Here is a 24,883-nt window from a genome sequence, read left to right on the forward strand (position 1 = left end):
GCAGTTTCAGATTCTCGCCATGCTGGGGCCGGGCGTGAGACCCGCCACGACGGCGTCCCGGACCCCTGCGCGTCGCTGCGGGGGCATCCGCCACGGCAAGATTCCCGGGTGCGTGACGAGCGCTCATCAAGAGCATGCCGATACGCTCAGGACGTGGGCGCGATTCTCCCGGTGTTCCCCCTCGGCACGGTGCTGTTCCCCGGCCTCGTGCTGCCCCTGCACATCTTCGAGGAGCGCTACCGCTCGCTGGTGCGCGACCTGGTCGCCGGCACCGGCGACGACCCGCACGAGTTCGGCGTGGTGACCCTGCGGCACGGCTCCGAGGTGCTCACCGAGAGCGGCGACGACGACGGGACCGGCGGGCAGGACGCGGTCACCGTCGACCTGCTCTACGAGGTGGGGTGCACCGCCGAGCTGCGGCAGGTCTCCGAGCTCCCCGACGGCCGGTTCGACATCGTGACCGTGGGCCGGCGCCGCTTCCGGGTGCTCGCCGTCGATCCGGAGCCGCACCCCTATCTGACCGCCGAGGTGGAGTGGCTGCCCGACGAGGAGGCCGGCGACGCCACCGCCGAGCTGCTGGCGCCGCGGGTGCTCGCCGCCTTCCGCACCTACCTCGACCTGCTGCGCCCCGACTCCGAGGTGCTCGACCAGGTGCCGGACGACCCGACCGTGCTGTCGCACCTGGTCGCGGCGACCGCGCAGCTGACGGTGCAGGAGCGGCACGACCTGCTGGCCGCGCCGGACACGGTGGCCCGGCTGCGGGCGGAGCTGCGGTTGCTCAACCGCGAGGCGGGGCTGCTGGCCCGCGTCCGCGCGGTGCCCGTTCCCCTGTCCGATCTGGCCCGCCCCAACAGCCCCAACTGACCGACCGGCTCGCGCGGCCGGCACCCGCGCGCCGTCGGCGCGGAGATCCCACGCGCGGAGATCCCACCGCGCGCAGGCGGCGCGGACATCCCACGCGCGGAGATCCCACCGCGCGCAGGCGGCGCGGACATCCCACGCGCGGAGATCCCACCGCGCGCAGGCGGCGCGGACATCCCGCCGCGCGCAGGCGGAACGGAGAGCCCGCCGCGCGTCGGCGGAACGGAGATCAGCGACCTGCCGTCGATCCAGACGAATCCGGCGATTCGGATGCCGACCCGGCGGGCGGCGCGCCGGGGGCCGGCTCGCCCACCGGCGGGAAGCCGTCCGGGGACGGGCCCACCGGCGGATAGTCCCGGCCGTAACCGGGCTTCGCCCCCGGCTGGTCCAGCTCGGGGTCGTTCGACCAGCCCGCCAGCAGCGTCGTCACGATCACCGCGGCGAACGCGGCCACCAGCAGCGCGCCGTGCGCGTGCAGGTCCGGCGGCCGCTGGAAGGTGTCGCCCGGTTGCGAGCTGTCCTGCCACGAGTTCCAGGCGGACAGCCCGACCAGCCGGCCCACCTGCCACATCGCCACCGACGACGCGAGCCCGCCCAGCGTGACGCCGAGCAGGACGGCCGGCCCGCGGTCGCGGCGCAGCACCAGCCAGGCGACCAGCGCGGCGACCAGCCCGAACGCGAAGCTGAGAAGCGTGAACCAGCCGTCCGCGGCGATGTACTCCTCGGGCGACGGGTCGTTGACCACGACGCTCGCGCCCGTGTTGATCACCGGCACGTCCGGCGCCACCCAGGCCCAGAGCAGGCCCAGCAGGCCGCCGGCGACGGCCATGGCCGCGATGATCGCGGCGGTGACGACGACCGCCCGCCGCCAGGAGCGCCGTGACCGGGCCCGCGGCTCGGCGACGGGCTCCGGCAGGGCGGGCGCGGCGTCCGGAGGCGGCCCGTACAGGTAGACCGGCTCCGGTTCGTGGCTCGGGTTCACGCCACGATCCTGCCAGGTCGGCGCCGCCGATCCATCACGCGACCGCCGACGGGCCGAGGATCATCTTCAGGTCGGCGCGCAGGGCGGGCGTCGGGGCGACCTTGAAGCCGCCGAGCCGCATGACCGTCTTGCGGCTGCCGTTGAGCAGGTGCACGTGCACCTCGGCGTCGCCCGGGTGACTGACGAGAATGTCCTTCAGCTCCGACACCAGCGGCGGCGTGCACCGGGTGATCGGCATGGTCAGCGTGATCGGCTTGGAGTCCGGGTTGTGCGTGACGTCGGGCATCGACATGTCCATCGCCATGATCCGGGGCGTGTCGTCGCGGCGGTCGACCCGGCCCTTCACGACGACGATGGCGTCCTCGGCGATGTACTGCCCGATGACCTCGTACGTGTTGGGGAAGAACAAGGCCTCCACGCCGCCGGCCAGGTCCTCCAGGGTGGCCGACGCCCAGGCCCGGCCCTGCTTGGTGATCCGGCGCTGCACGCCGGTGAGGATGCCCGCGAGCGTGACGACCTGCCCGTCGGGCACCGAGCCCTCCTCGTTGAGCGAGGCGATGCTGGTGTCCGCGGCGTTGGCGAGCACCTGCTCCAGGCCGGCGAGCGGGTGGTCGGAGACGTAGAGGCCGAGCATCTCCCGCTCGAAGGACAGCTTGTCGCGCTTGTCCCACTCGTCCTCGGTGATCGTCGGCATGGCCACGGTCGCCGAGCTGCCGCCGCCCGCGTCGTCGCCGAACGCCCCGAACAGGTCGAACTGGCCCGCGGCCTCCTTGCGCTTGACGTCCGCGAAGGCGTCGATGGCCTCCGCGTGCACCGCGAGCAGCGCCTTGCGGCTGTGCCCCAGCGAGTCGAACGCCCCCGCCTTGATCAGCGACTCCACGGTCCGCTTGTTGCAGACCACCGCGTCGACCTTCGACAGGAAGTCGTAGAAGTCCTTGTACTCGCTCTTCTCCTCGCGGCACCGCGCGATGGACTCCACGACGTTGGCGCCGACGTTGCGCACGGCGCCCAGCCCGAAGCGGATGTCCTTGCCGACCGGGGTGAACGGCCCGGCGGACTGGTTGACGTCGGGCGGCAGCACCTGGATGCCCATGCGCCGGCACTCGGCCAGGTACATGGCCATCTTGTCCTTGTCGTCGCCGACGGACGTGAGCAGACCGGCCATGTACTCGGCGGGGTAGTGCGCCTTCAGGTAGGCGGTCCAGAAGGACACCAGCCCGTACGCGGCGGAGTGCGCCTTGTTGAACGCGTAGCCGGCGAAGGGCACCAGCACGTCCCACACCGCCTGGATCGCCTCGTCGGAGTAGCCGTGCTCGCGGCAGCCGTCCCGGAACGGGATGAACTCCTTGTCGAGGATTTCCTTCTTCTTCTTGCCCATGGCCCGGCGGAGCAGGTCGGCCTGGCCGAGCGAGTAGCCGGCGAGGATCTGCGCGGCGCGCTGCACCTGCTCCTGATAGACGATCAGGCCGTACGTGGGCTCGAGGATCTCCTGCAGCGGCTTCTCGAGCTCGGGGTGGATCGGGGTGATCTCCTGGAGCTTGTTCTTGCGCAGCGCGTAGTTGGTGTGCGACTCGACGCCCATCGGGCCGGGCCGGTAGAGCGCCAGGACGGCGGAGATGTCCTCGAAGTTGTCGGGCTTCATGAGGCGCAGCAGCGACCGCATCGGGCCACCGTCCAGCTGGAACACGCCCAGGGTGTCGCCGCGCGCCAGCAGCTCGTAGGACTTGGGGTCGTCCAGCGGCAGCTTCAGCAGGTCGAGGTCGAGGTCGTGGTTGAGCTTGATGTTCTTGACCGCGTCATCGATGATCGTCAGGTTGCGCAGGCCCAGGAAGTCCATCTTGAGCAGGCCGAGCGTCTCGCAGGTCGGATAGTCGAACTGCGTGATGATCACGCCGTCGGACGCCCGGCGCATCAGCGGGATGTGGTCGATGATCGGCTCGGCGCTCATGATGACGCCGGCGGCGTGCACACCGGTCTGCCGGATCAGCCCCTCGATCCCCCGCGCGGTGTCGATGACCTTCTTGACGTCGGGCTCCGACTCGTACATCGAGCGGATCTCGCCGGCCTCGCCGTAGCGCTTGTCGTCCTTGTTGAAGATGCCGGTGAGGCTCATGCCCTTGCCCATGACGTCCGGCGGCATGGCCTTGGTGATCCGGTCGCCGACCGCGAATGGGTAGCCGAGCACCCGGGACGCGTCCTTGATCGCGGCCTTCGCCTTGATCGTGCCGAACGTCGCGATCTGCGCGACCTTGTCCTCGCCCCAGCGGTCGGTGACGTACTTGATGACCTCGCCGCGCCGGCGCTCGTCGAAGTCGATGTCGACGTCGGGCATCGAGATGCGCTCGGGGTTGAGGAACCGCTCGAAGATCAGGCCGTGCGGGAGCGGGTCGAGGTCGGTGATGCCCATCGCGTACGCGATCAGGGAACCCGCCGCGGAGCCACGCCCCGGCCCCACCGCGATGCCGTTGCGCTTGGACCACTGGATGAAGTCGGCGACCACGAGGAAGTACGACGGGAAGCCCATCTGGATGATGACGCCCAGCTCGTACTCGGCCTGCTTGACGTGGGTCTCCGGGATGCCGTCGGGGAACCGCGCCCGCAGCCCCTCGAACGCCGTGTGCCGGAAGAACTCCTCCTCGGTGTAGCCCTCCGGGATCGGGAACCGGGGCATCAGGTTCTTGAAGGTGAACATGCCCTCGGTGTCGACCCGCTCGGCCACGAAGAGCGTGTTGCGGCAGCCCTCCTGCCAGGCCTCCGACGAGTCGACCGCGCGCATCTGGTCGGCGGACTTCACGAAGTAGCCCGCGCCGTCGAAGCGGAACCGGTTGGGGTCCGCCACGTTGCTGCCGGTCTGCACGCACAGCAGCACGTCGTGCGCCTCGGCCTGCGCCTCGTGTACGTAGTGCGAGTCGTTGGTCACCAGCGGCCGGATGTTCAGCTTCTTGCCGATCTCCAGCAGGCCGTCGCGGACCCGCTTCTCGATCGACAGGCCGTGGTCCATGATTTCGAGGAAGTAGTTGTCCCGGCCGAGCGCCTCCTGGTAGCGCGCGGCGGACTCGAGCGCCTCGTCGAACTGCCCGAGCCGCAGCCGCGTCTGCACCGCCCCGGACGGGCAGCCGGTCGTGCCCATGATGCCCTCGGCGTGCTCCGCGATGATGTCGAAGTCCATGCGCGGGTACTTACCGAGCTGGCCCTCCATCGAGGCCCGCGAGTTGAGCCGGAAGAGGTTCTTCAGGCCGACCGCGTTCCGCGCCCACATCGTCATGTGGGTGTACGCACCGTTGCCCGAGATGTCGTCGCTCTTCTGCTCCGGGCGGCCCCACTTGATGCGGCTCTTGTTGAGCCGCGACTCGGGCGCGAGATAGGCCTCCACCCCGATCACCGGGGTCACGCCGGCGGCCTTGGCTTGCGTGTAGAAGTCGTAGGCGCCGTGCATGTTGCCGTGGTCGGTGATCGCCGCGGCCGGCATGCCGAGGCGGTTGGCCTCCGCGAGGAGCTCCTTCACCCGGGCCGCACCATCGAGCATCGAATACTCGGTGTGCACGTGCAGGTGCACGAACGAGTCAGACACCCAGGGCCCCCTAACTCCCGCGGCGACGAAGACCTTGAGAGCCTAGTCCCGCCCGGAGCCCGGCGGCAGGGTGACACCCGGGTCAAAATCCGATTGGCGCGTTGGTCACAACACCCGTCGTGAGCAGCCCCTCACCGGGCTCCCGCTGACCGCCGGAGCCGGGCGGCCGAGCCCGGCCGCTACTCCGCGAACGGCTCGAGCATCATCGCCGCCGCGCGCTGCCAGGCCTGCTTCGTCTCGGGCTGCAGGGCGCCGTACTCGATGGACGACCCCACCTCCAGCGACGGGTCGTAGGGCACGATCGCCACCGCCCGCGTGCGCGTGGCGAAGTGCTTGGCGAGGTCGTCGAGCAGCGGCAGCTTGCCGGGCGACGGGCAGGAGATCAGCGTGACCGCGTTGCGGACCAGCTCCTCCTGCCCGGTCTCGTTGAGGACGTCGAGCATCCAGTCGGCGGTGAAGGCGGCGTCCTCGCGGGGCACGGTCGTCACCACGAGCTGGTCGGCGCTGCGCATGACGGTCTGCCAGTTGATGCTCTCGACGTTGTTGCCGGTGTCGACGCAGATGACGTCGTGGGTGCGCCGCAGCAGGTCGGTCACCCGGCTCACCGTGCTCTGGTCGAGGCGCTGGGCGAACCTCGGGTTCTCCTCGCCGGCGAGGACGTCGTAGGAGCCGTCGGAGGCGTGCCGCAGATAGCCGTCGAAGACCTGCATGAGGTCGTTGCCGTGCATGTTCTCGATCTGGAGCAGGTCGCTGACGAGGTGCCGGATGGTGCGCGCGTGCCGGGCGCTGCCGGCGCGCAGGCCGAGGGTGCCGCGCAGCTCGTTGTCGTCCCAGGCGAGCACGCCCCGGCCGCGGACGCTGCCGATGGTGGCGGCGGCCAGCACGGTGGCGGTGGTCTTGTGCACGCCGCCCTTGGGGTTGGCGAAGGCCAGCACCCGCGGCTTGCCCAGCTTGCGGCGCAGCATCGCGACCGCGCGATCCTCGGCCTCCTGCCGCGTCTGCCGCCACTCGATGCGGGAAGCGGCGGGCGACGTCGGCGCGGGAGCGGCGGGCGGCGCCGACCGCGGCGCCGGAGCGGAAAGCGGCGCTGACCGGGGCGCCGGAGCCGAGAGGGGCGCCGGAGCGGAAAGGGGCGGCGGACCGGAAAGCGGCGGCGGCGCGACAGGCGGAGCCGAACGCGGCGCGGGGGCGCCGACGGGCGGAGCCGAGTGCGGCGCCGTGGGCGGCACGAAGGACTGCGGCGCGAAGGGCGGCGCCGGCACCGAGGCCGACCCGACCGAGGCGGCACCCCGCGACGGCGGGGGCGGCGCCGGGCGCGCCCCCGGGTTGAAGAAGCTGTTGCCGTCGGCGTCGGGCCGGGGCTGGAAGCCCTCCCCGATCCGCGACTGCCGGCGCTGCTCCAACGGGACAGCGGGGGCAGCCGGGCGCTCGAAGGCAGGCGGACCCGCCGCGCCCCGATCGAACGACGACGGGCCGGGAGCAGACCGGTCGAACGACGACGGGCCGGGAGCGGACCGGTCGAAGGACGACTGCTCGGTGGCGCTCAACCGCTCCCCGAGCGAGGCCCGCCCCGGCCGCTGCTCCAGCGGATTGACCGGCGGCGGCGCGGGCGCCCGGCGCGGCTCGGCGGGCGGGTAGGGCTCGCGCTGCCGCGGGTCGAGCGGGTTGAAGGGCCGCTGCGGACGGCTGGGCAACGGCTGCGCGTCGGCGTCGCGGCGCGCAGCGGGCTCCTCCGGCTCGCGCTCGTCGTCCCGCGCGCTGTGCCGGGCGCGGTCGAGCAGCGCCCGCCAGCGCGGCGCCGGCTCCGCAGGCCGGCCCCAGCCGGTCTCGGTCCCGTCCACGGCTCGTCCTCCCCGCCCCTGCTCGATATCGGTCAATGTGCGCACCGGTCACCGTCTGGGCAACAGGCTACGGACGCCTACCTTATTCGGGCCACCTCTGCGTGGCACAAGCCCGAGCGCTCTTGATCACCAACTGACAAACGCCGCCTTCACGGGCGAATGCACGTGAAGACTCCTGGACTCAACGCCCGGACGCCTCCGGGGATGCTGCCGGCGCTCCGGGCGGCAGCTCTGCCGCGGCGGTCGCGGTCGGTGCGGACGATGCGGCAGCCCTCTCCTCCGGTGCCGTGGCGGACGGCGTGGGCCCCGGCTCGGGGCCGGACGGTGCGGCCGACGGCACACTCGTCCCGGTCGATGAGGGTAGTGGCGGGGGGGTTTGCGGGGCAACCTCCACCGTCGTCGTCTGTTCGGGCTGGACGGGGCGGAACTCGGTGCGGTCGAGGCGGCGTACCTCGGGTGCGGGGTCCACCGCCCGCACCTCGGCGCGGTCCGCGATGGTGTCGAGAATCTCCGGCCCGGCGCGCACGACGGCGGCGAAGACGCAGGCGCACGCGGCCCGGTAGGCCGCGGCCTCGGCGGCGGCGGTGCGGGCGGCCGTGTCGTAGGCCACGCGCAGCCGCTCGTCGTTGCGGGTGCCGCCGGGGAGCTGCCCGGCGAGCTTGCGATAGTCGGCCTGCTCCTGGTCGCGGGCCAGGGCCGCGTTCTGCATGCCGGAGACCACGTCCTGCGGCATGCGGTAGACCGGGATCTTCACGACCTGGGTGCGCACGCCGGGCAGCGGGGCGCGGGCATAGACCTGGGCGACGGGCGCGCCGCCGAGCAGGGCCGGGAGACGGTCGGGCGGGAAGTAGGTGGTCAGGCTCACCAGGGCCCAGGTGTCGCCGGACGCGGGCGCCCCGGAGGCCGGCAGCAGCGCGGCCAGCTCGCCGCGGCTCGACCGCAGATAGCCGGCGACCGACTGGCCGTCGACCACCCCGACCCGGACCACGTCGCCGGACTCGCGCTCGGGGGCCGGGCCGTGGTCGGTGCTGACGACGACCGTGATCAGCAACGCCAGCGCCGAGGCCAGCACGAGCCCGGTCAGGACCCGCAGCCGCACGGGACCCGAGCCGGTGCGGGGCAGCCCCCGCACCGGAGCGTGCATCGTGCGGTCTCCGGGGCCCATCGGAAGAAACCTAGCTCTCACCAAGGATGTCGAGTGCGTGTGCCAGGTCTTCAGGGTAGTCGCTGACGAACCGCACCTCGTCCTGCGTGCGGGGGTGCAGGAAGGCGAGCTCCCGGGCGTGCAGCCACTGCCTGGTCAGCTTCAGCCGGGCCGCCAGGGTGGGGTCCGCCCCGTACGTGAGATCGCCCACGCACGGGTGCCGCAGCGCCGAGAAGTGGACGCGGATCTGGTGCGTGCGCCCCGTCTCGAGCTTCACGTCGATCAGGCTCGCCGAGCGGAAGGCCTCGAGGGTGTCGTAGTGCGTGACACTGGGCTTGCCCGTGGACATGACCGCGTACTTGTAGTCGGCGGTGGGGTGCCGGTCGATCGGCGCGTCGATCGTGCCGCGCAGCGGGTCGAGGTGGCCCTGCACGACGGCGTGGTAGCGCTTGTCGACCTCGCGCTCCTTGAAGGCGCGCTTGAGGACGCTGTACGCCAGCTCGCTCTTCGCGACGACCATGAGCCCGGTGGTGCCGACGTCGAGGCGGTGCACGACGCCCTGCCGCTCGGCCGCGCCGCTGGTCGCGACGTTCTGACCCATGGCGGCCAGGCCGCCGATGACGGTCGGGCCGGTCCAGCCGGGGCTCGGGTGCGCGGCCACGCCGACGGGCTTGTCGACCACCACGATGTCGTCGTCGCTGTAGACGATCGCCATGCCGTGCACCGGCTCGGCCACCACGGCGGGGGCGGTCACCGGCGGCGGCAGGGTGACCTCGAGCCACGCACCGGCGCTCACCTTGTCGCTCTTGGGGCGCGGGATGCCGTCGACGAGCGCGTCACCGGCCTCGACCAGGGACGCGGCCGCCGTGCGGCTCAGGCCGAAGAGGCGCGACACGGCCTGGTCGAGACGCATGCCGTCCAGACCGTCGGGTACGGGCAACGACCGCGCGCTCATGCCGCCGCCTCCTTCTGCCCGGTCCGCGACCCGTCGCGCTGGCGCCCGGTCAGCTCCAGCAGCACGGCCAGCACCACGCCGACGCTCAGGCAGCTGTCGGCGATGTTGAAGACGGGGAAGTACTGCGCGTTGGGCCCGAACACGCTGATCATGTCGACCACGTGCCCCTGGAAGAAGCCCGGGTCCCGGAACAGCCGGTCGCCCAGGTTGCCCAGCGCCCCGCCCAGCACGAGGCCGAGCGCGACCGCCCACGGGACCGAGCGCAGCCGCACGGCCATCCACCCGATCCAGCCGATGACGACGATGGTGACCAGCGGGAAGATCCAGGTCATGCCGGCGCCCATGCTCCACGCCGCGCCGCTGTTGCGCAGCAGCGACAGGTAGACCAGGCCGCCGAGGATGCGCACCGGCTCGCCCTCGGTCAGGCCCTTGGTCGACAGCTCCTTGACCACCTGGTCGAGGACGACCGCAAGGACGGCCACGACGCCGAGCACCGTGACCGCCTTGCGGGAAAAGCTCTGCGGAGCAGCCACGGCTTCCGTGCCGGGCGCCGCCTCGTCGGCGTTCAGCGTCGTTCCTCCAACTGCTTGCAGGACACACAGAGGGTCGCGACGGGGAACGCCGCCAGCCGCTCGACGGGGATGGCGGTGCCGCATCGCTCGCACCAACCGTAGTTGCCCTCGCCGAGCCGCTCGAGGGCGCGTTCCACCTGTGTGATCCGCTCCAGCAGATTGTGCGCGAGAGTGATCTCCTGCTCACGCTCGAACGTCTTCGTGCCGGTGTCCGCCTGGTCGTCGCCGGCGGAGTCCTCGAGCCGCTCGCGCTGGAGGGCGGTGATCTCGGAGAGGGAGCGGTCGTACTCCTCCTGCAGCTCGTCGCGGCGCTCCACGAGCGCGACGCGGATCTGCTCGGTCTCCTCCGCGCTGCGGGTCCCCTTCGGCGCGGCCTTCTCGGTTGCCTTGGCCATCGTCGCTCCCCTGAGCCGCGCGCGGGGCGCGGCGAATCTCGGCGGTCATCGGTGTCGCGGGGTCGCGGTCGCCCACCGCCCCCGCACCCAGGCGGCCACGCCCCCGCGCGGCCCGGCACGCACCTCACGCACCTGTACGCGGCGGTTCCCGGCCGCGCACTCCGGAGGGTGGCAAGGATACGGAACGTGAAGGGTCCCGACAACACGGCGCACCGCCCCAGCCTGCGGCGAAACGGATAAAACCGACCGTCGGATACCGGTCAGGCCCGCTCGGCGCCGTCCTCCCCGAACCAGCGCGCCAGCCGTCCCCGCCGGCTGACGGCCCGCAACCTGCGCTCGGCGGTGTCGCGCACGTCCGCGGTGGCGACGATCAGAAGACTGTCCCCCGTACGCATCCGCGTGTCCGGCCCCGGCACGAACCCGGCGCCGTCCCGCACGATCAGCGTGACACTGGCCCCGACGGGCAGCCGCAGCTCGTCGATGTGCACCCCGGCCAGCCGCGAGCCCCGGTCGATGTCGATCTGCAGCAGGTCGGCGTGCATGCGCTCCAGCGGCGCCGTCTCCACGTGGACCTCGACCGTCTCCTCCGGCGCGGTGATCCCGAGCCGGCGCGCGACCGGCGCCAGGGTGCCCGCCTGCACCAGCGTGAAGATGATCACCAGGACGAAGACCGCGTTGAACAACCCGCCCGCCCCGGGCGTCCCGGCCGACAGCGGGATCGTCGCGAGCACGATCGGCACCGCGCCCCGCAGACCCGCCCACGACAGGAAGGCCTGCCCCCGCCAGCCCAGCCGCCGCGAGGTGCGCGCCGCGACGGCCGACGCCCACACCGACAGCGGACGGGCGAGGAACACCAGCGCGCACCCGACGACCAGTGCCGGCACCAGCGCACTGGCCAGCTCGGCCGGCGACACCAGCAGCCCGAGCAGCACGAACAGCCCGATCTGCGCGACCCACGCCAGCCCGTCCGCGAACCCCAGGATCGCCCGGCGGTGCGGGATCCGGCCGTTGCCCAGCACGACCCCGGCGACATAGACGGCGAGGAAGCCGGACGCGTGCGCCACGCCACCGACCGCGTACGCGAGGAAGGCCAGCGCCACAGCCGCGATCGGATACAGCCCGGCGGACGGCAGCGCGGCGTGCCGGAGCAGCCACCGCCCGGCCACGCCGACCAGGAGGCCGACCGCGGCGCCGGCGCTCAGCTCGTACAGGACGAGCAGTAATTCGTACCACCAGGGGTGAGCGAAGGCACCCACCGCCGAGAGCAGCACGACCAGCAGCACCACCGGCGCGTCGTTCATGCCGGACTCGGCCTCGAGCGTGGCGACCAGCCGGGGCGGCAGCCGCAGCCGCCGCAACGTCGCGAACACCGCCGCCGCGTCGGTCGACGACAGCACCGCCCCGTAGAGCAGCGCGAGCCGCCAGTCGAGCCCGAGCACCCAGTGCACGACGGCGCCCACGACGGCGACGCTCACGGCCACCCCGAGCGTGGCCAGCGTCGCCGAGAGGCCGAGCACCGGCCGCAGGGTGGTCCAGCGCGCGGTCAGCCCACCCTCGGCGATGATCATGATCAGGGCGCAGAAGCCGAGGGTACGGGTCAGCTCCGCGTCATCGAACCGGATCCCCAGCCCGGACTCGCCGATCAGCATCCCGATGAGCAGATAGACGAGCAGACTCGGCAGCCCGATCCGCGTCGACACGCGCACCGCCCCGACCGCCACCAGCAGCACCGCGGCCCCGACCAGCAGCGCGACGTCGAGCCCGCCCGTCACGCCCCGCCGCCGCTCGCCCCGCCGCCACCAGCAGCGCCGCCACCCGCAGCGCCGCCACCCGCAGCGCCGCCACCAGCAGCGCCGCCGGCCGCGCCGCCGGCCGCAGCCCCAGTCGCTTTGCCTACCGCGGCGGTGCCGTCGCGCAGGGCGGCCAGCGTGGCGCCGACGTCCCCATCGACGGTGAACACCTTGTCCCGGCTCGTCGCCCCGAGCTTGAGCGCCACCGCTCCCGGCCGTACTCCCAGCGCATCGGCGAGTGCCCGCCGCACCGCCTCCGTGGCCTTCCCGTCGACCGCGGGCGCCCCCACCGCCACGATCAGCGCGGGCCCGTGCGGACCGTCGTAGCGCCCGCCGACCCTGGTCCGCCCCGCCCCCGGCCGCACCCGCACGGCCACCGACTCCGGTCCCCCGGCCCGCGCACCCGCCGCACCACCCCGGACAGGCGCAGCCGGCCGCTCGGAAGCATCGAAGGAATCGGATCGAGGCGCACGCCGCTTGGCCATGCCCCATTGTGCCGATGATCGATCCGTAACCGGCGCGGCCCCACATCGACACTCACCGTCACGCCCCGCCGCCACGCCGCGTCACCAGCCGCCGCAGCCCACCATCGGGCACAGGTCCGGCCTCAAGCCCGGGCGATGTCCGGCCCGGGTGACGCTCGGAACGGCGCCCAAGGCCGGAGCGAATGACGCCGTCGCCCGCCGGCCGAGGGGGCCGACGGGCGACAGCGTTGCTCAGGAGCGGGTCGCGGCGGCGACCAGCCGGTCCACCGGCCGGCACTGCCCACACGGGCTGAAGCCGAGCTCGACGGCCTCCGCCACCGGCAACCCCTCGGTCTCCCGGCCGGCCAGATGCGGGCACCCGGCCACGTGATAGCGCGGCCGCCCATCGACGACCAGCACCTCGGCGTCCATCCGGGCCACCCGCACGGCGTCGGCCGGCCGGACCGCCTGCGGCAGCGGCTCGTCGTCGGGATCCTCCGGATCAGGCGCGGCATACTCGCCGGCCTCCGCCGACCGAGCGGACCGAGCCGACCGCTCAGCCTGCGCCGCCCGCTCAGCCCCCGCGGACCGTCCGGCCTCCGCGGACAGCCCAGCCTCCGCGGAGAGCCCGGCTTCCGAGGCGTGCTCCGCCTCCGAAGACCGCGCAGAACCGGCGGACGACGCCACATCCAGCCCCGACGGCTGCTCAGCACCCACCGAACCGTCCGGCCGGGCACTGTCCTCGGACCGGGCCGCACCGATCACCGAAGCCGCCTGGTCGTAGTCGGCCCGCGGCCGCTCAGCCCGCGCGAAGTCGGCATCGCGCTCGGCCCGACCCAGGCCCGCCTCGGCCCGCCCCAGGCCCGCGTCATCGTCGACCCGCCCCGGCTCGGAGCCGGAACCGCCGAGATCGGCACCCGAGCGGCCGAGATCGGCACCCGAGCGGCCGAGATCGGCACCCGAGCGGCCGAGATCGGCACCCGAGCGGCCGGGGTCGGCGCCGGTGCGGGAGGTGTCCGGTCCCGAGAACGGAGCACGGTCCACACCGGCGTCGGCCCCGGCCCGCGGCGACTCCTCGCGCAGATCCGCGTCCGGATCGACACGCTGAGTGACGTCGGGCCCGGTGGTGGCCGCCGTCCGGGACGGGCCGGTGAGGCCCGCCTCGGCGTCGCGCTGACCCGCGGCGTAGGCGGCGGCCTGCTCGTGCCCGGCACGGTCGTCCGGGTCAGCGTAAGCGTCCCGCTCCCCGACCGGCCCCCGATCCGGGAAAGCGCCCCGGTCACGCGGCGCGTCGCGATCGGCGCCGGCGGCGAAGGGCACGCCGCGATCAGGACCGGAAGCGGCGTAGGAGGAGTCGTTCGCGAAGCCACCCGCGCCGGCGCCGGCCTCGTCGGGATCCGCCACGGTCGTGGCGGAGCGCGCCGCCGGACGGCCGGGGTCGGTGTCACCCGGGAAGGAGTCGCCCCGGCCGGCGGCCGCGCGGGTGCGGGCGGCGGAGCGGGTGCGGGCCCGGCTGCGGGCGGAGGGGATGCCGGCGTCGGCCGGCGACTCGTCGAGGGCCTCGCGGCGGGCGGCCGCCTGGCGGGCGCCGACGACGAGGGCCACGGCGGCCAGGAGGCTGGCGACGATCGAGCTGATGAGGAGGGAGCTCGAGCCGCCGACCAGGCCCAGGACGAGCAGCAGCACGGCGACGAGGATGAGCAGAAGGCTGGCTACGATCATGGCTCATCCCCGTCGCAGTGGTGACCGTGGAGCGGCAGTGCCGCACTGCAAAGGAACTCAGGGGTGGTGCGGGGGCTCAGCGGCCCTCGATCGAGTTGGCGCGGCTGCCGCCGTAGGACCCGGCGAGGCCGGCCGCGGCGAGACCGCCGGAGCCGCCGACCGCCCGGCCGGCGTCGGCCCGCGACATCTCCGCCTCGAGGCCCTGGCCCCGGCCGTCGAGGTCGCGCAGCTGGCTCTCGAGGTAAGCCTTCAGGCGGGTGCGGTACTCCCGCTCGAACTGCTTGAGCTCCTCGATGTGCTTCTGCAGCGCGGTGCGCTTGGCGTCCAGGCCGCCCATGGCCTCCTGGTGCCGCTGGCGCGCGTCGCGCTCGAGGGCGTCGGCCTTCGCCCGCGCCTCGCGGGTGACCTCCTCCGCCTTGGAGCGCGCCTCGGACAGCAGCTTGTCGGCCTCGCGGCGCGCGTCGGAGACGTGGTCGTCCGCGGTGCGCTGGGCCATCATCAGGACCCGCAGGGCCTGCTGCTCGCCGTCGCCACCGCCGGACGCGGCCGGCGCGCCGGGGCCCTGGGCCCGGACCTGCTCGAGCTCGGCCTGCATCTGGCGGGCGGCCTGCTCCGCGGCGGTCTTGTCGCGCTGGACCCGGTCGAGCTGGGCCTTGATGTCGTTGAGCTCAGCGGCGAGGCGGGGGTCGGAGCTGGGGCCGGCCGGCGCGGGTCCGCGCCCGCCGCGCTCCACCTGCGCGCGCAGCTCGTTGTTCTCCTCGATCAGACGGGCGAGCTCGCGCTCGACCTCGTCCAGGAAGGCATCGACCTCCTCCTCGTCATACCCCCGCTTGCCGATCGGGGGCTTCTTGAAGGCGACGTTATGCACGTCGGCCGGGGTCAGCGGCATCGAAACTCCTCGGGTCAGTTGCGGCCGCGTGGGGCGCAGCCGATCAGCGCGCTCGCGGTCAGGCGAACGTGATGATCAGCCTCGCTAACACGAAATACAGAAGCACGTAAAGGATAACCAGCAGGACCAGGGACGCCAGGTCCAAGCTCACGGTACCAATTCGCAGCGGTGGGATCACACGCCTCAACGCCTTGAGGGGCGGATCAGTGACGCTCCACACCGACTCCAGCGCCGCCGACGCACCCCGCCCGGGCTGCCAGCGGCGACCGTATTGAAGCACCGCACCCAGGACGAACCTGGCCAGCAACGTCAGGAAGAAGAGGTAGAGAAGCAGGAAGATGATCTGGAACACGATCGACAGCACGGTCAGCGGGTCCCTCGTTAGGGGGTCAACTCTGGGTGAAGAAGCCGCCCTCAGCGATCTTCGCCTTGTCCTCAGCGGTGACCTGGACGTTGGCCGGTGAGAGCAGGAAAACCCGGTTGGTCACGCGCTCGATCGTACCCCGCAGGCCGAAGGCGAGTCCGGCCGCGAAGTCGACCAGCCGGCGCGCGTCCCCCTCGTCCATCTCCGTGAGGTTGATGATGACCGGCACCCCGTCGCGGAAGTGCTCGCCGATGGTCCGCGCCTCCCGGTACGTGGTCGGGTGCAGCGTGGTGATCTGGTAACGCTGCTCCTCCTCGTACACGCGGGGCTGCGGCTGCGGCTGGGGCGCCAGCGCGAGGTTGTCGCTGGTGGCGAAGCTGGGCTCGGCGACAGGCGCCTGCGGACGGGTGATGGAGCGCACACTGCCCCGCTGGTGCTCCTGCCGGTCGAGGTCCTCGACGGCACGCTGCAGCCGGCCGCTGGTGGCCGACGCGCGGGGCCGCGGCGGGGCCGGAGCCTCGTCGACCTCGTCCTCGTCGTCGGCGTACTCGTCGGCGTAGCCGTAGTCGCGGCTGCGCGCACGCTCGCGGCCACGGTCGTGGTCCCGCTCACGGTCCCGGTCGCGGTAGCTGTCCTCGCGGTAGCCACGGTCGTCGTACTGGTCGTCCTCCTCGACGAGGCCGAGCCACACCCCCGCCTTGCGCAGAGCGCTCATGCGATCACCGAACCCTCGGCGCCGAACCGCTTGTCCATGCCCCCACCTCCGTCCGTGTGCGGCCCACACCCCCTGTGGTGCCGCGTCCCCCCTTGCACGGATTCCGCGATCTTCAAACCTCTCGACCCCGGCGCCCGCGAACGACGCTGCGTCGTCGGGCGCGGCGAGGCGGCCCGGAGGACGACCTGCGCGTCGCGCGTAAACAACACGTATGTAGTTTGCTGCCCGCCGCAAGGCTACCGCAGCGGGTTTCGCATCCCGAGCAAAGAAGTCCCGATCCGTACGTGTGTCGCTCCGTGCGCGACGGCGGCCTCGAGGTCCCCGCTCATGCCCGCCGACACCACCGTCGCCTCCGGATGCTCCGCGCGCAGCCGGGCGGCGACATCGGCCAGTCTCGCGAAGGCGCGCAAGGGCTCCCAGTCGCGCGGGGCCACCGCCATGACGCCGCCGAGGCGCAGTCTCTCCCCGGCGGCCACGGCCTCGGCGATGCGCCACAGGTCACGGTCCGGGTCGGAGCCGCCGTCGAGCGCGCCGCCCCGGGCGGGATCACCGTCGATGCTGACCTGGATCAGCACCTCCAGCGGGCGGTCCCGGCGCGAAAGGGCAGCCGAGCCGAGCGCCGTCGCCAGTCGCACCGAGTCCACGGACTCGACCACGTCGGCATAGGTCACCACGGATCTGGCCTTGTTGCGTTGCAACTGCCCGACGAAGTGCCACCGTACGGAGGCCGTGACGGCGGCTGCCTTCGCCGCGGCCTCCTGGTCCTTGTTCTCCCCGACGTCGGTGACGCCGAGCCCGGCGAGCAGCTCGACGTCGCTCGCCGGGTACGTCTTGGTCACCGCCACCAGGGCGACGCTGCCCGGCGCACGACCAGCCCCGGCAACGGCGTGCTCGATGCGCTCTCGCACCTCGGCCAGGGAAGAGGCCAGCTCAGCACGCCGCGCCGGGTCGTCCGCATCAACCAAGACGATCAGGAACCGTTCTTGAGGAAGTCCGGCACGTCCACGTCGTCGAAGAGCACCCGGCGCGGCGGCGGCGTGGTGGCGGCGGGCGGCGGCGCGGCGGCCGGGCTCACCGGAGCCTGCGGCACGGCGGGCGGCGTGACCCGCGGTGCCGGCGGCGCCTCGACCGTCTTGCGGGCCGGCTCGGCGGGCTTGTACGACGGGGTCCCGCCGTCGAACCCGGCCGCGATGACCGTGACGCGGACCTCGTCGCCGAGGGCGTCGTCGATGACCGCACCGAAGATGATGTTGGCGTCCGGGTGCGCCGCGTCGGTGACCAGCTGGGCCGCGTCGTTGATCTCGAACAGGCCGAGGTCCGAGCCGCCGGCGATGGAGAGCAGCACGCCGCGCGCGCCGTCCATGCTCTGCTCGAGCAGCGGGCTGGAGATCGCCTTCTCGGCCGCCTCGACCGCGCGGTTGTCGCCGCGGGCGCTGCCGATGCCCATGAGGGCGCTGCCGGCGCCGCTCATGACGCTCTTCACGTCGGCGAAGTCCAGGTTGATCAGACCCGGCGTGGTGATCAGGTCGGTGATGCCCTGGACACCGGAGAGCAGCACCTGGTCGGCCTGCCGGAACGCGTCCATCATGCTGATGCCGCGGTCGCCGAGGGCCAGCAGCCGGTCGTTCGGGATCACGATGAGCGTGTCGCACTGGTTGCGCAGCTCGTCGATGCCCGCCTCGGCCTGCACCTGGCGGCGCTTGCCCTCGAACGAGAACGGCCGCGTGACGACGCCGATGGTCAGCGCGCCGAGCTTGCGGGCGATGTTGGCGACCACGGGCGCGCCGCCGGTGCCGGTGCCGCCACCCTCGCCACAGGTCACGAAGACCATGTCGGCGCCCTTGAGGACCTCCTCGATCTCGTCGCGGTGGTCCTCGGCGGCGTTCTTGCCGACCTCGGGCTGGGCCCCGGCGCCGAGGCCGCGGGTCAGCTCGCGGCCGACGTCGAGCTTGACGTCGGCGTCGGACATCAGCAGCGCCTGCGCATCGGTGTTGATCGCGATGAACTCGACTCCCTTGAGCCCTACCTCGATCATGCGGTTCACGGCGTTCACGCCGCCGCCACCGATGCCGACGACCTTGATGACCGCCAGGTAATTGTGCGGAGGTGTCATCGGGCTCAGCCTTCCCTTCCAGGGTTTTCGGACGTCGAGGGCCCCAGCGGCTCCCCGTCGGCAGCCGCCATCGGCGTCCACTCCGTACAAGGGAGGGCGAGGAAACCCTCACCCTCTACTAGAGGCTTAGTGCTATGTCAACTACTGAACCTCAAGGGGCAACGTAAGCGGACGTGTCGCCCGATCCAAGGACCGGCGCGGCGTGTCGGCGTCCGCTTACGTGGCGACTATCCGACTCGGCCGTAACCTGTGCCGGAAAGCGCCGTTCAGCCCCTTCTGTCCGTTTGGGTCAGCGGATCGTCACCACCGTGGGCGCGCTCACATCGATCGTGTCGCCGTCGCGTTTCAGCAGCACCGTCGCGATCTGCGCCTTGGTCGGGCTCTGGGTGTCGTCGCCCCAGACGACCGTACGGTCCCGCCGCAAGCCGAGCGTGACCTGCGCCGGCGCCGGCACCGAGATGGACACCAGCTGGGCGCGCAGCTCGTCGGTGAGCGCGCCGAGCACGGTCAGCGCGGCCTTGGTGTTCACGTCGCCGGGCGCGGGCGTGGCGAGTTCGGCCAGCGGCAGCCCCTTCGGCTTCTTCGCCACCGTCCGGTACGCCACCCCCTCGTCGTCGATGAGCGCGAACTGCTCCCCCATCGGCACGGCGGCCACCGGCGTACGCTCGATCACCTGCACCTCCACCGTGGAGGGCCAGCCGCGCGACACGATCGCCCGGTCCACGGCCGGCAGGGTCTCCACGCGCGCCCGCACCACGTCCAGGTCGACCCGGGCGAGGGGCTCGCCCATCCGCACCCGGGCCGCCTGCTCGACCTGCTCGGGCGTGAGGATGTCGGTGCCGACGACCTCCACGTCGCGCACGCCGAGCAGCGACGTGCCGTAGACCGTCCAGACCAGCCCGCCCACCACGAGCACGACGCCGAGCGTCACCGCCCACGGCATGGCCGCGCGCAGGCGCCGTTGCCGGGCCCGCGCCATGAAGCGCCGCACCGACGGCGGCACCGCATCGGTGTCCGCCCGCACCAGGCGCCAGTTACGCCCGCCCGTGTCGCTCATCGTTCCCCCGCCTCCGGCCTGCGAAGCCCGGCCTGCCGGCCGGGAGGCATCAGCTGTCCGCCAGCGCCACCAGCAGCTCGTCGCCCATCAGCGAGATGGGCGGCGCGCCCATGGTCACCACGACATCACCGGGCCGGATGCGGCGCACGACTTCGGCCGGCACGTCCTCCCAGGACGCTACGAAGACCTTGCGGTCGGCGGGGAGGTCGATCGCCGCGGTGAGCGCCGCGCCGCCCTCGCCCGGCCCGCGGGTCTCCCCCGGACCGAAGACCTCCATCACGATCACCTCGTCGGCGACCGCGAGCCCCTCGGCCAGCTCGGCCTGCAGGTCCCGGGTGCGGTAGACGCGGTAGGGCTGGAACACCACGAGCAGCCGCCCGTCCCCGGCCACGTCGCGCAGCGTGCGCAGGGCCGCCTGCACCGAGGTCGGGTGGTAGGCGTACTCGTCGTACACGCGGACGCCGTTGACCGTGCCCTTGCGCTCGAAGCGCCGCCGCACGCCCGGGAAGGAGGCGAGCGCCTCGGTGATCTTGTCGAGCGGCAGGCCCAGGCGCAGGGCGGTGAGCACCGCCGCCGCGCTGTTGAGCCCCATGAGGCGCCCCGGCATCGCGAACGTGATCTCGCCGAGCGGCTTGCCGTCGAGCGTCGCCTGGTAGCGCACGCCCTGCACGGAGGAGACCACGTCGCTGATGCGGAGGTCGGCCGCCTCGCTCTCCCCGTACGTGAAGACGGTCTTGCCCTTGGCGCGCAGCGCCGCGATCATCTCCTGCACGCCGGGGTCGTCGGCGCACGTCACGACGAAGCCCTCGGGGTCGGCCAGCTCGGCGAACTCGAGGAAGCCCGCCTTGAGCCCGTCGAGGTCGCCCCAGTTGTTGAGGTGGTCGCCCTCGATGTTGGTGATGATCGCCACGTGCGGGCGGTAGATGAGGAACGACTTGTCGCTCTCGTCCGCCTCGGCCACGAAGTAGCTGCCGGAGCCGTGGTGGCCGTTGGAGCCGGCCGCGGAGATCTCGCCGCCGATCACGAACGACGGGTCCTCGCCGGCGTGCTGCAGGATCACCGTCATGATCGACGTGGTCGTGGTCTTGCCGTGGGTGCCGGCGACCGCGATCGTGCGGCGGCCGGTCATCGCGGCGGCGAGCGCCTCGGAGCGGTGCAGGATCCGCAGGCCGCGGCGGCGCGCCTCGGCGAGCTCCACGTGCTCCTGCGGGATCGCGGTCGAGTAGACGACGGTGTCGACGCCGTCGAGGTTCGACGCCTCGTGCGTCATGTGGACCGTGCCGCCCAGCGCCCGCAGCGCGGCGAGCGCGGGCCACTCGCGCAGCTCGCTGCCCGAGACGGGGACGCCGCGGGTGAGCAGCAGGCGGGCCAGGCCGCCCATGCCGACACCACCGATGCCGATGAGGTGGACGTTCCCCAGGTCCTCTGCCGTGGTCTCGCCGGCGGGCTTCAGGTCGGGCGTGCTCACGCGGTACCTCTCTCACAAACGGGAAGGGTCATCGGGAGGCCGCCACGGCCTCGCACACGAAGTCGAGCAGGGCCTCGTCGCCGTCGCGCCGGCCGTATCCCGCCGCGGCCGCACCCATGGAGGCCAGCCGTGCGGGGTCCACGGCGAGGGGGACGATCGTGCGCTCGACCCACTCCGGCGACATCTCGCCGTCGTCGACGAGCAGACCGCCGCCGGACTCGACGACCGGCAGCGCGTTGCGCTTCTGCTCCTGGTTGCTGTGCGGGTACGGCACGTACACCGCCGGCATGCCCAGCGCGGTGGTCTCGGCCACCGTGATCGCCCCGCCCCGGCACAGCATGAGGTCGGCGGCGGCGTAGCCGAGCTCCATGTCCGACAGGTAGGGCACGACGACGTACGGTACCGGCAGGTCGCCCGGCACCTCGAACGGATCGTTGCGCCCGCCCTGCACGTGCAGCACCTGGACGCCGGCATGCGTGATCGCCTTCGCGGCCCCGGCGACCGCCAGGTTGATCGAGCGCGCGCCGGAGGAGCCGCCGGAGACGAAGAGCACCGGCAGATCGGGGCGGAGCCCGAAGTGCTGCAACGCCCGCGGGCGGAGGGCGGCGCGGTCCATGCGGGTGATGGCGGTCCGCAACGGTACGCCCACCACCCGCGCGTCCCGCAGCGACTCGACGGCCTGCGGCTGGCTCGGGAACCCGACGGCCACGTTCTTGGTGAAGCGCATGCCCATCCTGTTCGCCACGCCGGGCGGCACGTTGACCTCGTGGATGACGATGGGCAGCTCCCGGCGCCACGCCGCGAGATAGGCGGGCACCGACACGTAGCCGCCGAAGCCGACCACCACGTCGGCCTTCACCTCGTCGACGATCAGCCCGGCGGCGTGCGCCGACTTGTACATGCGGTCGGGCGTCCGCAGCAGGTTGAGGTTGATCGCGCGGGGAAGCTGGAACGCCGGGATGACCCGCAGGTCGTAGCCGGCGGGCGGGATCAGGTCGTTCTCCATGCCCTTGGGGCTGCCGAGGGTGGTGATCCGCACCTCGGGGAAGTGGCGGCGGAGCGCGTCGGCGAAGGCGAGCAGCGGGTAGATGTGACCGCCGGTGCCTCCCCCGGCGAGCACGACCGACCGCAGCAGTGCCATTACCGCCTCCTTTCCCCCTTCATGGACGAGGTCGCCCCCTTCGAGGACGAGGCCCGGGCGACCGGGGGACGCGACGGACCGGAGCGCCGCGGCGGGGGAAGCGGCGGCAGCGGGGCCCAGAGTAGCCGCACCCATCGGGCGGCCGGACGGGCGTGCAGGGCTCGCGCCGCGTCCGGTTCCGACCGGGCACACGCCGCCAGTACGCCCAGTGCCGCCATCGTGACGATGAGCGCACTACCGCCCGAGGAGATGAGCGGCAGCGGCACGCCGGTCAGCGGCAGCAGGCCGATCACGCCGCCCATGTTGATGACGGCCTGGGCCACCAGCCACGTGGTGATCCCCGTCGCCGCCAGCCGGCGCCACGGGTCGTCGACGCGCCGGGCGATCCGGAAGCCGGTGTAGGCCAGCACGGCGAAGAGCACCGCGATGACCATGCAGCCGATCACGCCCAGCTCCTCGGCGACCACGGCGTAGATGAAGTCGTTGTCGGCGGCCGGCAGCCAGTTCCACTTGAGCGCGCTCTTGCCCAGGCCGACGCCGAACCAGCCACCCTCGTGGATGGCCGACCGTGCCTGCAGGATCTGGTAGCAGTAGCCCAGGTCGCAGTTCTCCGGCATCTTCAGCCACATGGTCAGGCGCAGCAGGCGGTAGTTCTCCTCGCCCGCGACGCCGGAGCCCGCGCCACGCGACGCCGCGGCGACCAGCAGGCCGATGCCGGCCAGGCCGAGCACGCCCAGCGCCGCGAAGACCCGGGCCCGCACCCCCGCCGCCCACAGCAGCCCGACGATCAGCGACAGCAGCACCAGCATGGTGCCCAGGTCGTTGTAGCCGACGAGGACGAACAGCACGCCGACCACCGGGAACAGCGGCATGGACAGCTCGCGCCAGTAGCCGAGCGCGGCGCCCTTGCGGGCGATGACGTCGGCGCCCCAGAGCACCACGCCGAACTTGACGAACTCGGCGGGCTGCAGGCCGATCGGGCCGATGTAGAGCCAGAGCAGGTGCGCGGTGATCGGGCCCGCGGTGACGGTCTCGGTCGTGTTGTCGCGGGGCAGCACGCCCACCGACCCGAGCGCCCACACCAGGTCGAGGACGAGCAGCAGCGCCACCGCCGCGCCCAGGATGTAGACGCCGAGGAAGCGCAGGGTGCTCGCGGGCAGCCGCTGACACACCCAGAAGCCGAGGAAGCCGAGGACGGCGAAGATCGCCTGGTTGCCGACCGCGGTGAAGGCGTTGCCGTCCTCCGCGTACGCCTTCACGCTCGTCGCCGAGAAGACCATCGTGAGCCCGATGACCAGCAGCAGGCCGGCGCTGGCGATCAGCAGGTAGTACGACGACAGGGGCCGCGCGAGCAGCCCGTGCACGGCCGGCAGCAGCTGCTGGCTGAGCGACCGCGGCGGGACCGGCGGTGTCGCGGGTTGCACGGTCGCGGCCGGCGACACGGTGACCGTGGTCCGGGACTCAGGCTTGTCCTCCCCCATGCCACCCATCATGGTGGCGCGACACGCCCGGCCCCGGGAGGAGCCGGGGCGTGTCGGAGGAGATCTATCCCATTGTCGCGAGGAAGTCGCTGTAGAAGAGGCCGAGGCCGATGGCTACGCAGATGCCGGCGACGATCCAGAAGCGGACCACGATGTTGACCTCGCTCCAGCCGGCGAGCTCGAAGTGGTGCTGCAGCGGCGACATCCGGAAGACGCGCTTGCCCGTGATCTTGAACGAGATGATCTGGATCACGACGGACATCGTGATGATGACGAACAGGCCGCCGATGATGATCGACAGCAGCGTCGTCCGGGTGGCCATCGCGAGACCGCCGATCAGGCCGCCCAGGCCCAGCGCGCCGGTGTCGCCCATGAAGATCCGCGCCGGCGAGGTGTTCCACCACAGGAAGCCCACGCAGGCGCCCGCCGCGGCGGCCGCGATCAGCGCGATCTCCAGGGGGTCGCGGACCTCGTAGCAGTAGGCGCCCTGGTAGTTGACGTCACCGCACCAGTGCCGGTACTGCCAGAAGCCGATCAGGGCGTACGCGCCCAGCACCAGGATCGAGGCGCCGGTCGCCAGGCCGTCGAGGCCGTCGGTGAGGTTCACGCCGTTGGACATCGCCATGATCACGAAGACGAAGACGATGACCGAGCCGACCTTGCCGACGTCCAGGAAGCTGATGTCCCGGATGAACGAGATGGAGGTGCTCGCCACCGTCTCGCCGTTGGTGCTGGGGACGTACAGGGCGGCGACGCCGAGCCCGCCACCGATCAGGAGCTGGCCGATCAGCTTGCCGCGCGCGCTCAGGCCGCCGGAGTGCTTCAGGCGGACCTTGAGGAAGTCGTCCAGGAAGCCGACCGCCCCGCAGAAGACGAAGAGGCCGAGCAGCACCAGCGCCGTCATCGTCGGCGGCACCTGGGCGATCTGCTGCTCCGGGAGCGTGGTCAGCGCCACGTGCCCGGCGACGTAGGCGAGCACCGTGGCGATGATGAACGCCACACCGCCCATCGTGGGCGTGCCCCGCTTGCCCTGGTGGGTCTGCGGGCCGAGCGTCCGGATCGGCTGCCCGGCCTTGAGCGCCGTGAACACCCGGATGGCGACCGGCGTGCCGAACAGCGAGATGATGAACGCGACCGCGGCCGCGACGATGACTGCCCTCACGGGCCAACCTCCCCGGCGGCGTCGGCGCGCAGCGCGTCCGCCACTTTCCACGTCCGATAGCGCGACGCCTTGACGAGCACGATGTCGCCCGGCCGCAAGTCGCCCATGACCGCCTCGATCGCCGCGTCCTGGTCGGCCGCCGCGATCGCCTCACCCTTCCATTCCGGTACGCGGGCAGCGCCGTCCAGCACCGCCG

The 24,883-nt window shown here is 72.5% G+C and carries 19 protein-coding genes and 3 pseudogenes; 1 reads left to right on the forward strand and 21 read right to left on the reverse strand.

Annotated elements, in window-relative coordinates:
* The first annotated feature begins 153 nt into the window (after nucleotides 1-153).
* Entirely contained in the window at nucleotides 154-864 is a 711-nt protein-coding gene (locus RBH18_RS32545; RefSeq protein WP_306214304.1) for an LON peptidase substrate-binding domain-containing protein, read from the forward strand.
* A gap of 226 nt (nucleotides 865-1,090) precedes the next feature.
* Here the strand turns inward: RBH18_RS32545 and RBH18_RS32550 are convergent, their stop codons facing one another.
* The 21 genes and pseudogenes from RBH18_RS32550 to RBH18_RS32655 form a co-directional block, all read right to left on the reverse strand.
* Nucleotides 1,091-1,843 carry a hypothetical protein gene (locus RBH18_RS32550; protein WP_306214305.1) on the reverse strand — a complete coding sequence of 251 codons (753 nt, stop codon included), beginning with the start codon at nucleotides 1,841-1,843 and terminating at the stop codon, nucleotides 1,091-1,093.
* Between the two features lie 34 nt (nucleotides 1,844-1,877).
* The gene (gene dnaE, locus RBH18_RS32555) at nucleotides 1,878-5,414 is read right to left on the reverse strand and encodes a DNA polymerase III subunit alpha (protein ID WP_306214306.1); all 3,537 of its coding nucleotides are present in this window, start codon (nucleotides 5,412-5,414) and stop codon (nucleotides 1,878-1,880) included.
* A gap of 179 nt (nucleotides 5,415-5,593) precedes the next feature.
* Nucleotides 5,594-7,255, reverse strand: a complete 1,662-nt coding sequence (locus RBH18_RS32560) for a MinD/ParA family ATP-binding protein (RefSeq protein WP_306214307.1) — start codon at nucleotides 7,253-7,255, stop codon at nucleotides 5,594-5,596.
* Between the two features lie 181 nt (nucleotides 7,256-7,436).
* Nucleotides 7,437-8,420 carry an RAD23 family protein gene (locus tag RBH18_RS32565; protein WP_306214308.1) on the reverse strand — a complete coding sequence of 328 codons (984 nt, stop codon included), beginning with the start codon at nucleotides 8,418-8,420 and terminating at the stop codon, nucleotides 7,437-7,439.
* Between the two features lie 10 nt (nucleotides 8,421-8,430).
* Nucleotides 8,431-9,354: an RluA family pseudouridine synthase gene (locus RBH18_RS32570; protein ID WP_306214309.1), complete on the reverse strand. Its 924-nt coding sequence runs from the start codon at nucleotides 9,352-9,354 to the stop codon at nucleotides 8,431-8,433.
* Nucleotides 9,351-9,887 (reverse strand): signal peptidase II, encoded by a 537-nt coding sequence (lspA, locus tag RBH18_RS32575; protein WP_372339024.1) that lies wholly within the window; start codon nucleotides 9,885-9,887, stop codon nucleotides 9,351-9,353. The genes RBH18_RS32570 and lspA overlap by 4 nt, the downstream gene beginning before the upstream one ends.
* Before the next feature lie 32 nt (nucleotides 9,888-9,919).
* On the reverse strand, nucleotides 9,920-10,321 hold the full coding sequence (locus tag RBH18_RS32580) for a TraR/DksA family transcriptional regulator (RefSeq protein WP_306214310.1): 402 nt from the start codon (nucleotides 10,319-10,321) through the stop codon (nucleotides 9,920-9,922).
* A 260-nt stretch (nucleotides 10,322-10,581) separates the two neighbouring features.
* Complete coding sequence (locus RBH18_RS32585; protein WP_306214311.1) at nucleotides 10,582-12,093, reverse strand: potassium/proton antiporter; 1,512 nt, start codon at nucleotides 12,091-12,093, stop codon at nucleotides 10,582-10,584.
* Between the two features lie 137 nt (nucleotides 12,094-12,230).
* Nucleotides 12,231-12,488, reverse strand: a pseudogene (locus RBH18_RS32590) (DUF167 domain-containing protein); the annotation flags it as partial.
* A gap of 1,613 nt (nucleotides 12,489-14,101) precedes the next feature.
* A pseudogene (locus tag RBH18_RS32600) lies at nucleotides 14,102-14,297 on the reverse strand (hypothetical protein); the annotation flags it as partial.
* Between the two features lie 76 nt (nucleotides 14,298-14,373).
* On the reverse strand, nucleotides 14,374-15,186 hold the full coding sequence (locus tag RBH18_RS32605) for a DivIVA domain-containing protein (RefSeq protein ID WP_306214312.1): 813 nt from the start codon (nucleotides 15,184-15,186) through the stop codon (nucleotides 14,374-14,376).
* Nucleotides 15,187-15,244: 58 nt separating this feature from the next.
* Nucleotides 15,245-15,550 carry a YggT family protein gene (locus RBH18_RS32610; RefSeq protein ID WP_305786338.1) on the reverse strand — a complete coding sequence of 102 codons (306 nt, stop codon included), beginning with the start codon at nucleotides 15,548-15,550 and terminating at the stop codon, nucleotides 15,245-15,247.
* 25 nt (nucleotides 15,551-15,575) lie between these two features.
* Nucleotides 15,576-16,265, reverse strand: coding sequence for a cell division protein SepF (locus RBH18_RS32615; protein WP_306214313.1), 690 nt, complete (start codon nucleotides 16,263-16,265; stop codon nucleotides 15,576-15,578).
* A 236-nt stretch (nucleotides 16,266-16,501) separates the two neighbouring features.
* Nucleotides 16,502-17,239 (reverse strand): YggS family pyridoxal phosphate-dependent enzyme, encoded by a 738-nt coding sequence (locus tag RBH18_RS32620; RefSeq protein WP_372339025.1) that lies wholly within the window; start codon nucleotides 17,237-17,239, stop codon nucleotides 16,502-16,504.
* Nucleotides 17,236-18,378, reverse strand: coding sequence for a cell division protein FtsZ (gene ftsZ / locus RBH18_RS32625; protein ID WP_306214314.1), 1,143 nt, complete (start codon nucleotides 18,376-18,378; stop codon nucleotides 17,236-17,238). Before ftsZ ends, RBH18_RS32620 begins: the two co-directional genes overlap by 4 nt.
* A 289-nt stretch (nucleotides 18,379-18,667) precedes the next feature.
* Entirely contained in the window at nucleotides 18,668-19,435 is a 768-nt protein-coding gene (locus RBH18_RS32630; RefSeq protein WP_306214315.1) for a cell division protein FtsQ/DivIB, read from the reverse strand.
* A gap of 49 nt (nucleotides 19,436-19,484) precedes the next feature.
* Complete coding sequence (gene murC / locus RBH18_RS32635) at nucleotides 19,485-20,903, reverse strand: UDP-N-acetylmuramate--L-alanine ligase (protein ID WP_306214316.1); 1,419 nt, start codon at nucleotides 20,901-20,903, stop codon at nucleotides 19,485-19,487.
* A gap of 28 nt (nucleotides 20,904-20,931) precedes the next feature.
* Nucleotides 20,932-22,044, reverse strand: coding sequence for an undecaprenyldiphospho-muramoylpentapeptide beta-N-acetylglucosaminyltransferase (gene murG, locus RBH18_RS32640; protein WP_306214317.1), 1,113 nt, complete (start codon nucleotides 22,042-22,044; stop codon nucleotides 20,932-20,934).
* Entirely contained in the window at nucleotides 22,044-23,525 is a 1,482-nt protein-coding gene (locus RBH18_RS32645) for an FtsW/RodA/SpoVE family cell cycle protein (RefSeq protein ID WP_306214318.1), read from the reverse strand. The genes murG and RBH18_RS32645 overlap by 1 nt, the downstream gene beginning before the upstream one ends.
* 64 nt (nucleotides 23,526-23,589) lie before the next feature.
* Nucleotides 23,590-24,687: a phospho-N-acetylmuramoyl-pentapeptide-transferase gene (mraY, locus tag RBH18_RS32650; protein ID WP_306214319.1), complete on the reverse strand. Its 1,098-nt coding sequence runs from the start codon at nucleotides 24,685-24,687 to the stop codon at nucleotides 23,590-23,592.
* Nucleotides 24,684-24,883, reverse strand: a pseudogene (locus tag RBH18_RS32655) (UDP-N-acetylmuramoyl-tripeptide--D-alanyl-D-alanine ligase); the annotation flags it as partial. The pseudogene RBH18_RS32655 and the gene mraY, both read right to left, overlap by 4 nt.

Origin of the sequence: Actinoplanes oryzae (assembly GCF_030757795.1) — a bacterium.
Lineage (GTDB): Bacteria > Actinomycetota > Actinomycetes > Mycobacteriales > Micromonosporaceae > Actinoplanes.

Bases quoted from the DNA above. Each gene is read 5' to 3' on its own strand.
- murG (WP_306214317.1), bottom strand. From the start codon at position 22,044: ATGGCACTGCTGCGGTCGGTCGTGCTCGCCGGGGGAGGCACCGGCGGT.
- ftsZ (WP_306214314.1), bottom strand. From the start codon at position 18,378: ATGACACCTCCGCACAATTACCTGGCGGTCATCAAGGTCGTCGGCATC.
- RBH18_RS32580 (WP_306214310.1), bottom strand. From the start codon at position 10,321: ATGGCCAAGGCAACCGAGAAGGCCGCGCCGAAGGGGACCCGCAGCGCG.
- RBH18_RS32605 (WP_306214312.1), bottom strand. From the start codon at position 15,186: ATGCCGCTGACCCCGGCCGACGTGCATAACGTCGCCTTCAAGAAGCCC.
- RBH18_RS32645 (WP_306214318.1), bottom strand. From the start codon at position 23,525: ATGGGGGAGGACAAGCCTGAGTCCCGGACCACGGTCACCGTGTCGCCG.
- RBH18_RS32615 (WP_306214313.1), bottom strand. From the start codon at position 16,265: ATGAGCGCTCTGCGCAAGGCGGGGGTGTGGCTCGGCCTCGTCGAGGAG.
- RBH18_RS32570 (WP_306214309.1), bottom strand. From the start codon at position 9,354: ATGAGCGCGCGGTCGTTGCCCGTACCCGACGGTCTGGACGGCATGCGT.
- RBH18_RS32565 (WP_306214308.1), bottom strand. From the start codon at position 8,420: ATGGGCCCCGGAGACCGCACGATGCACGCTCCGGTGCGGGGGCTGCCC.
- RBH18_RS32630 (WP_306214315.1), bottom strand. From the start codon at position 19,435: ATGAGCGACACGGGCGGGCGTAACTGGCGCCTGGTGCGGGCGGACACC.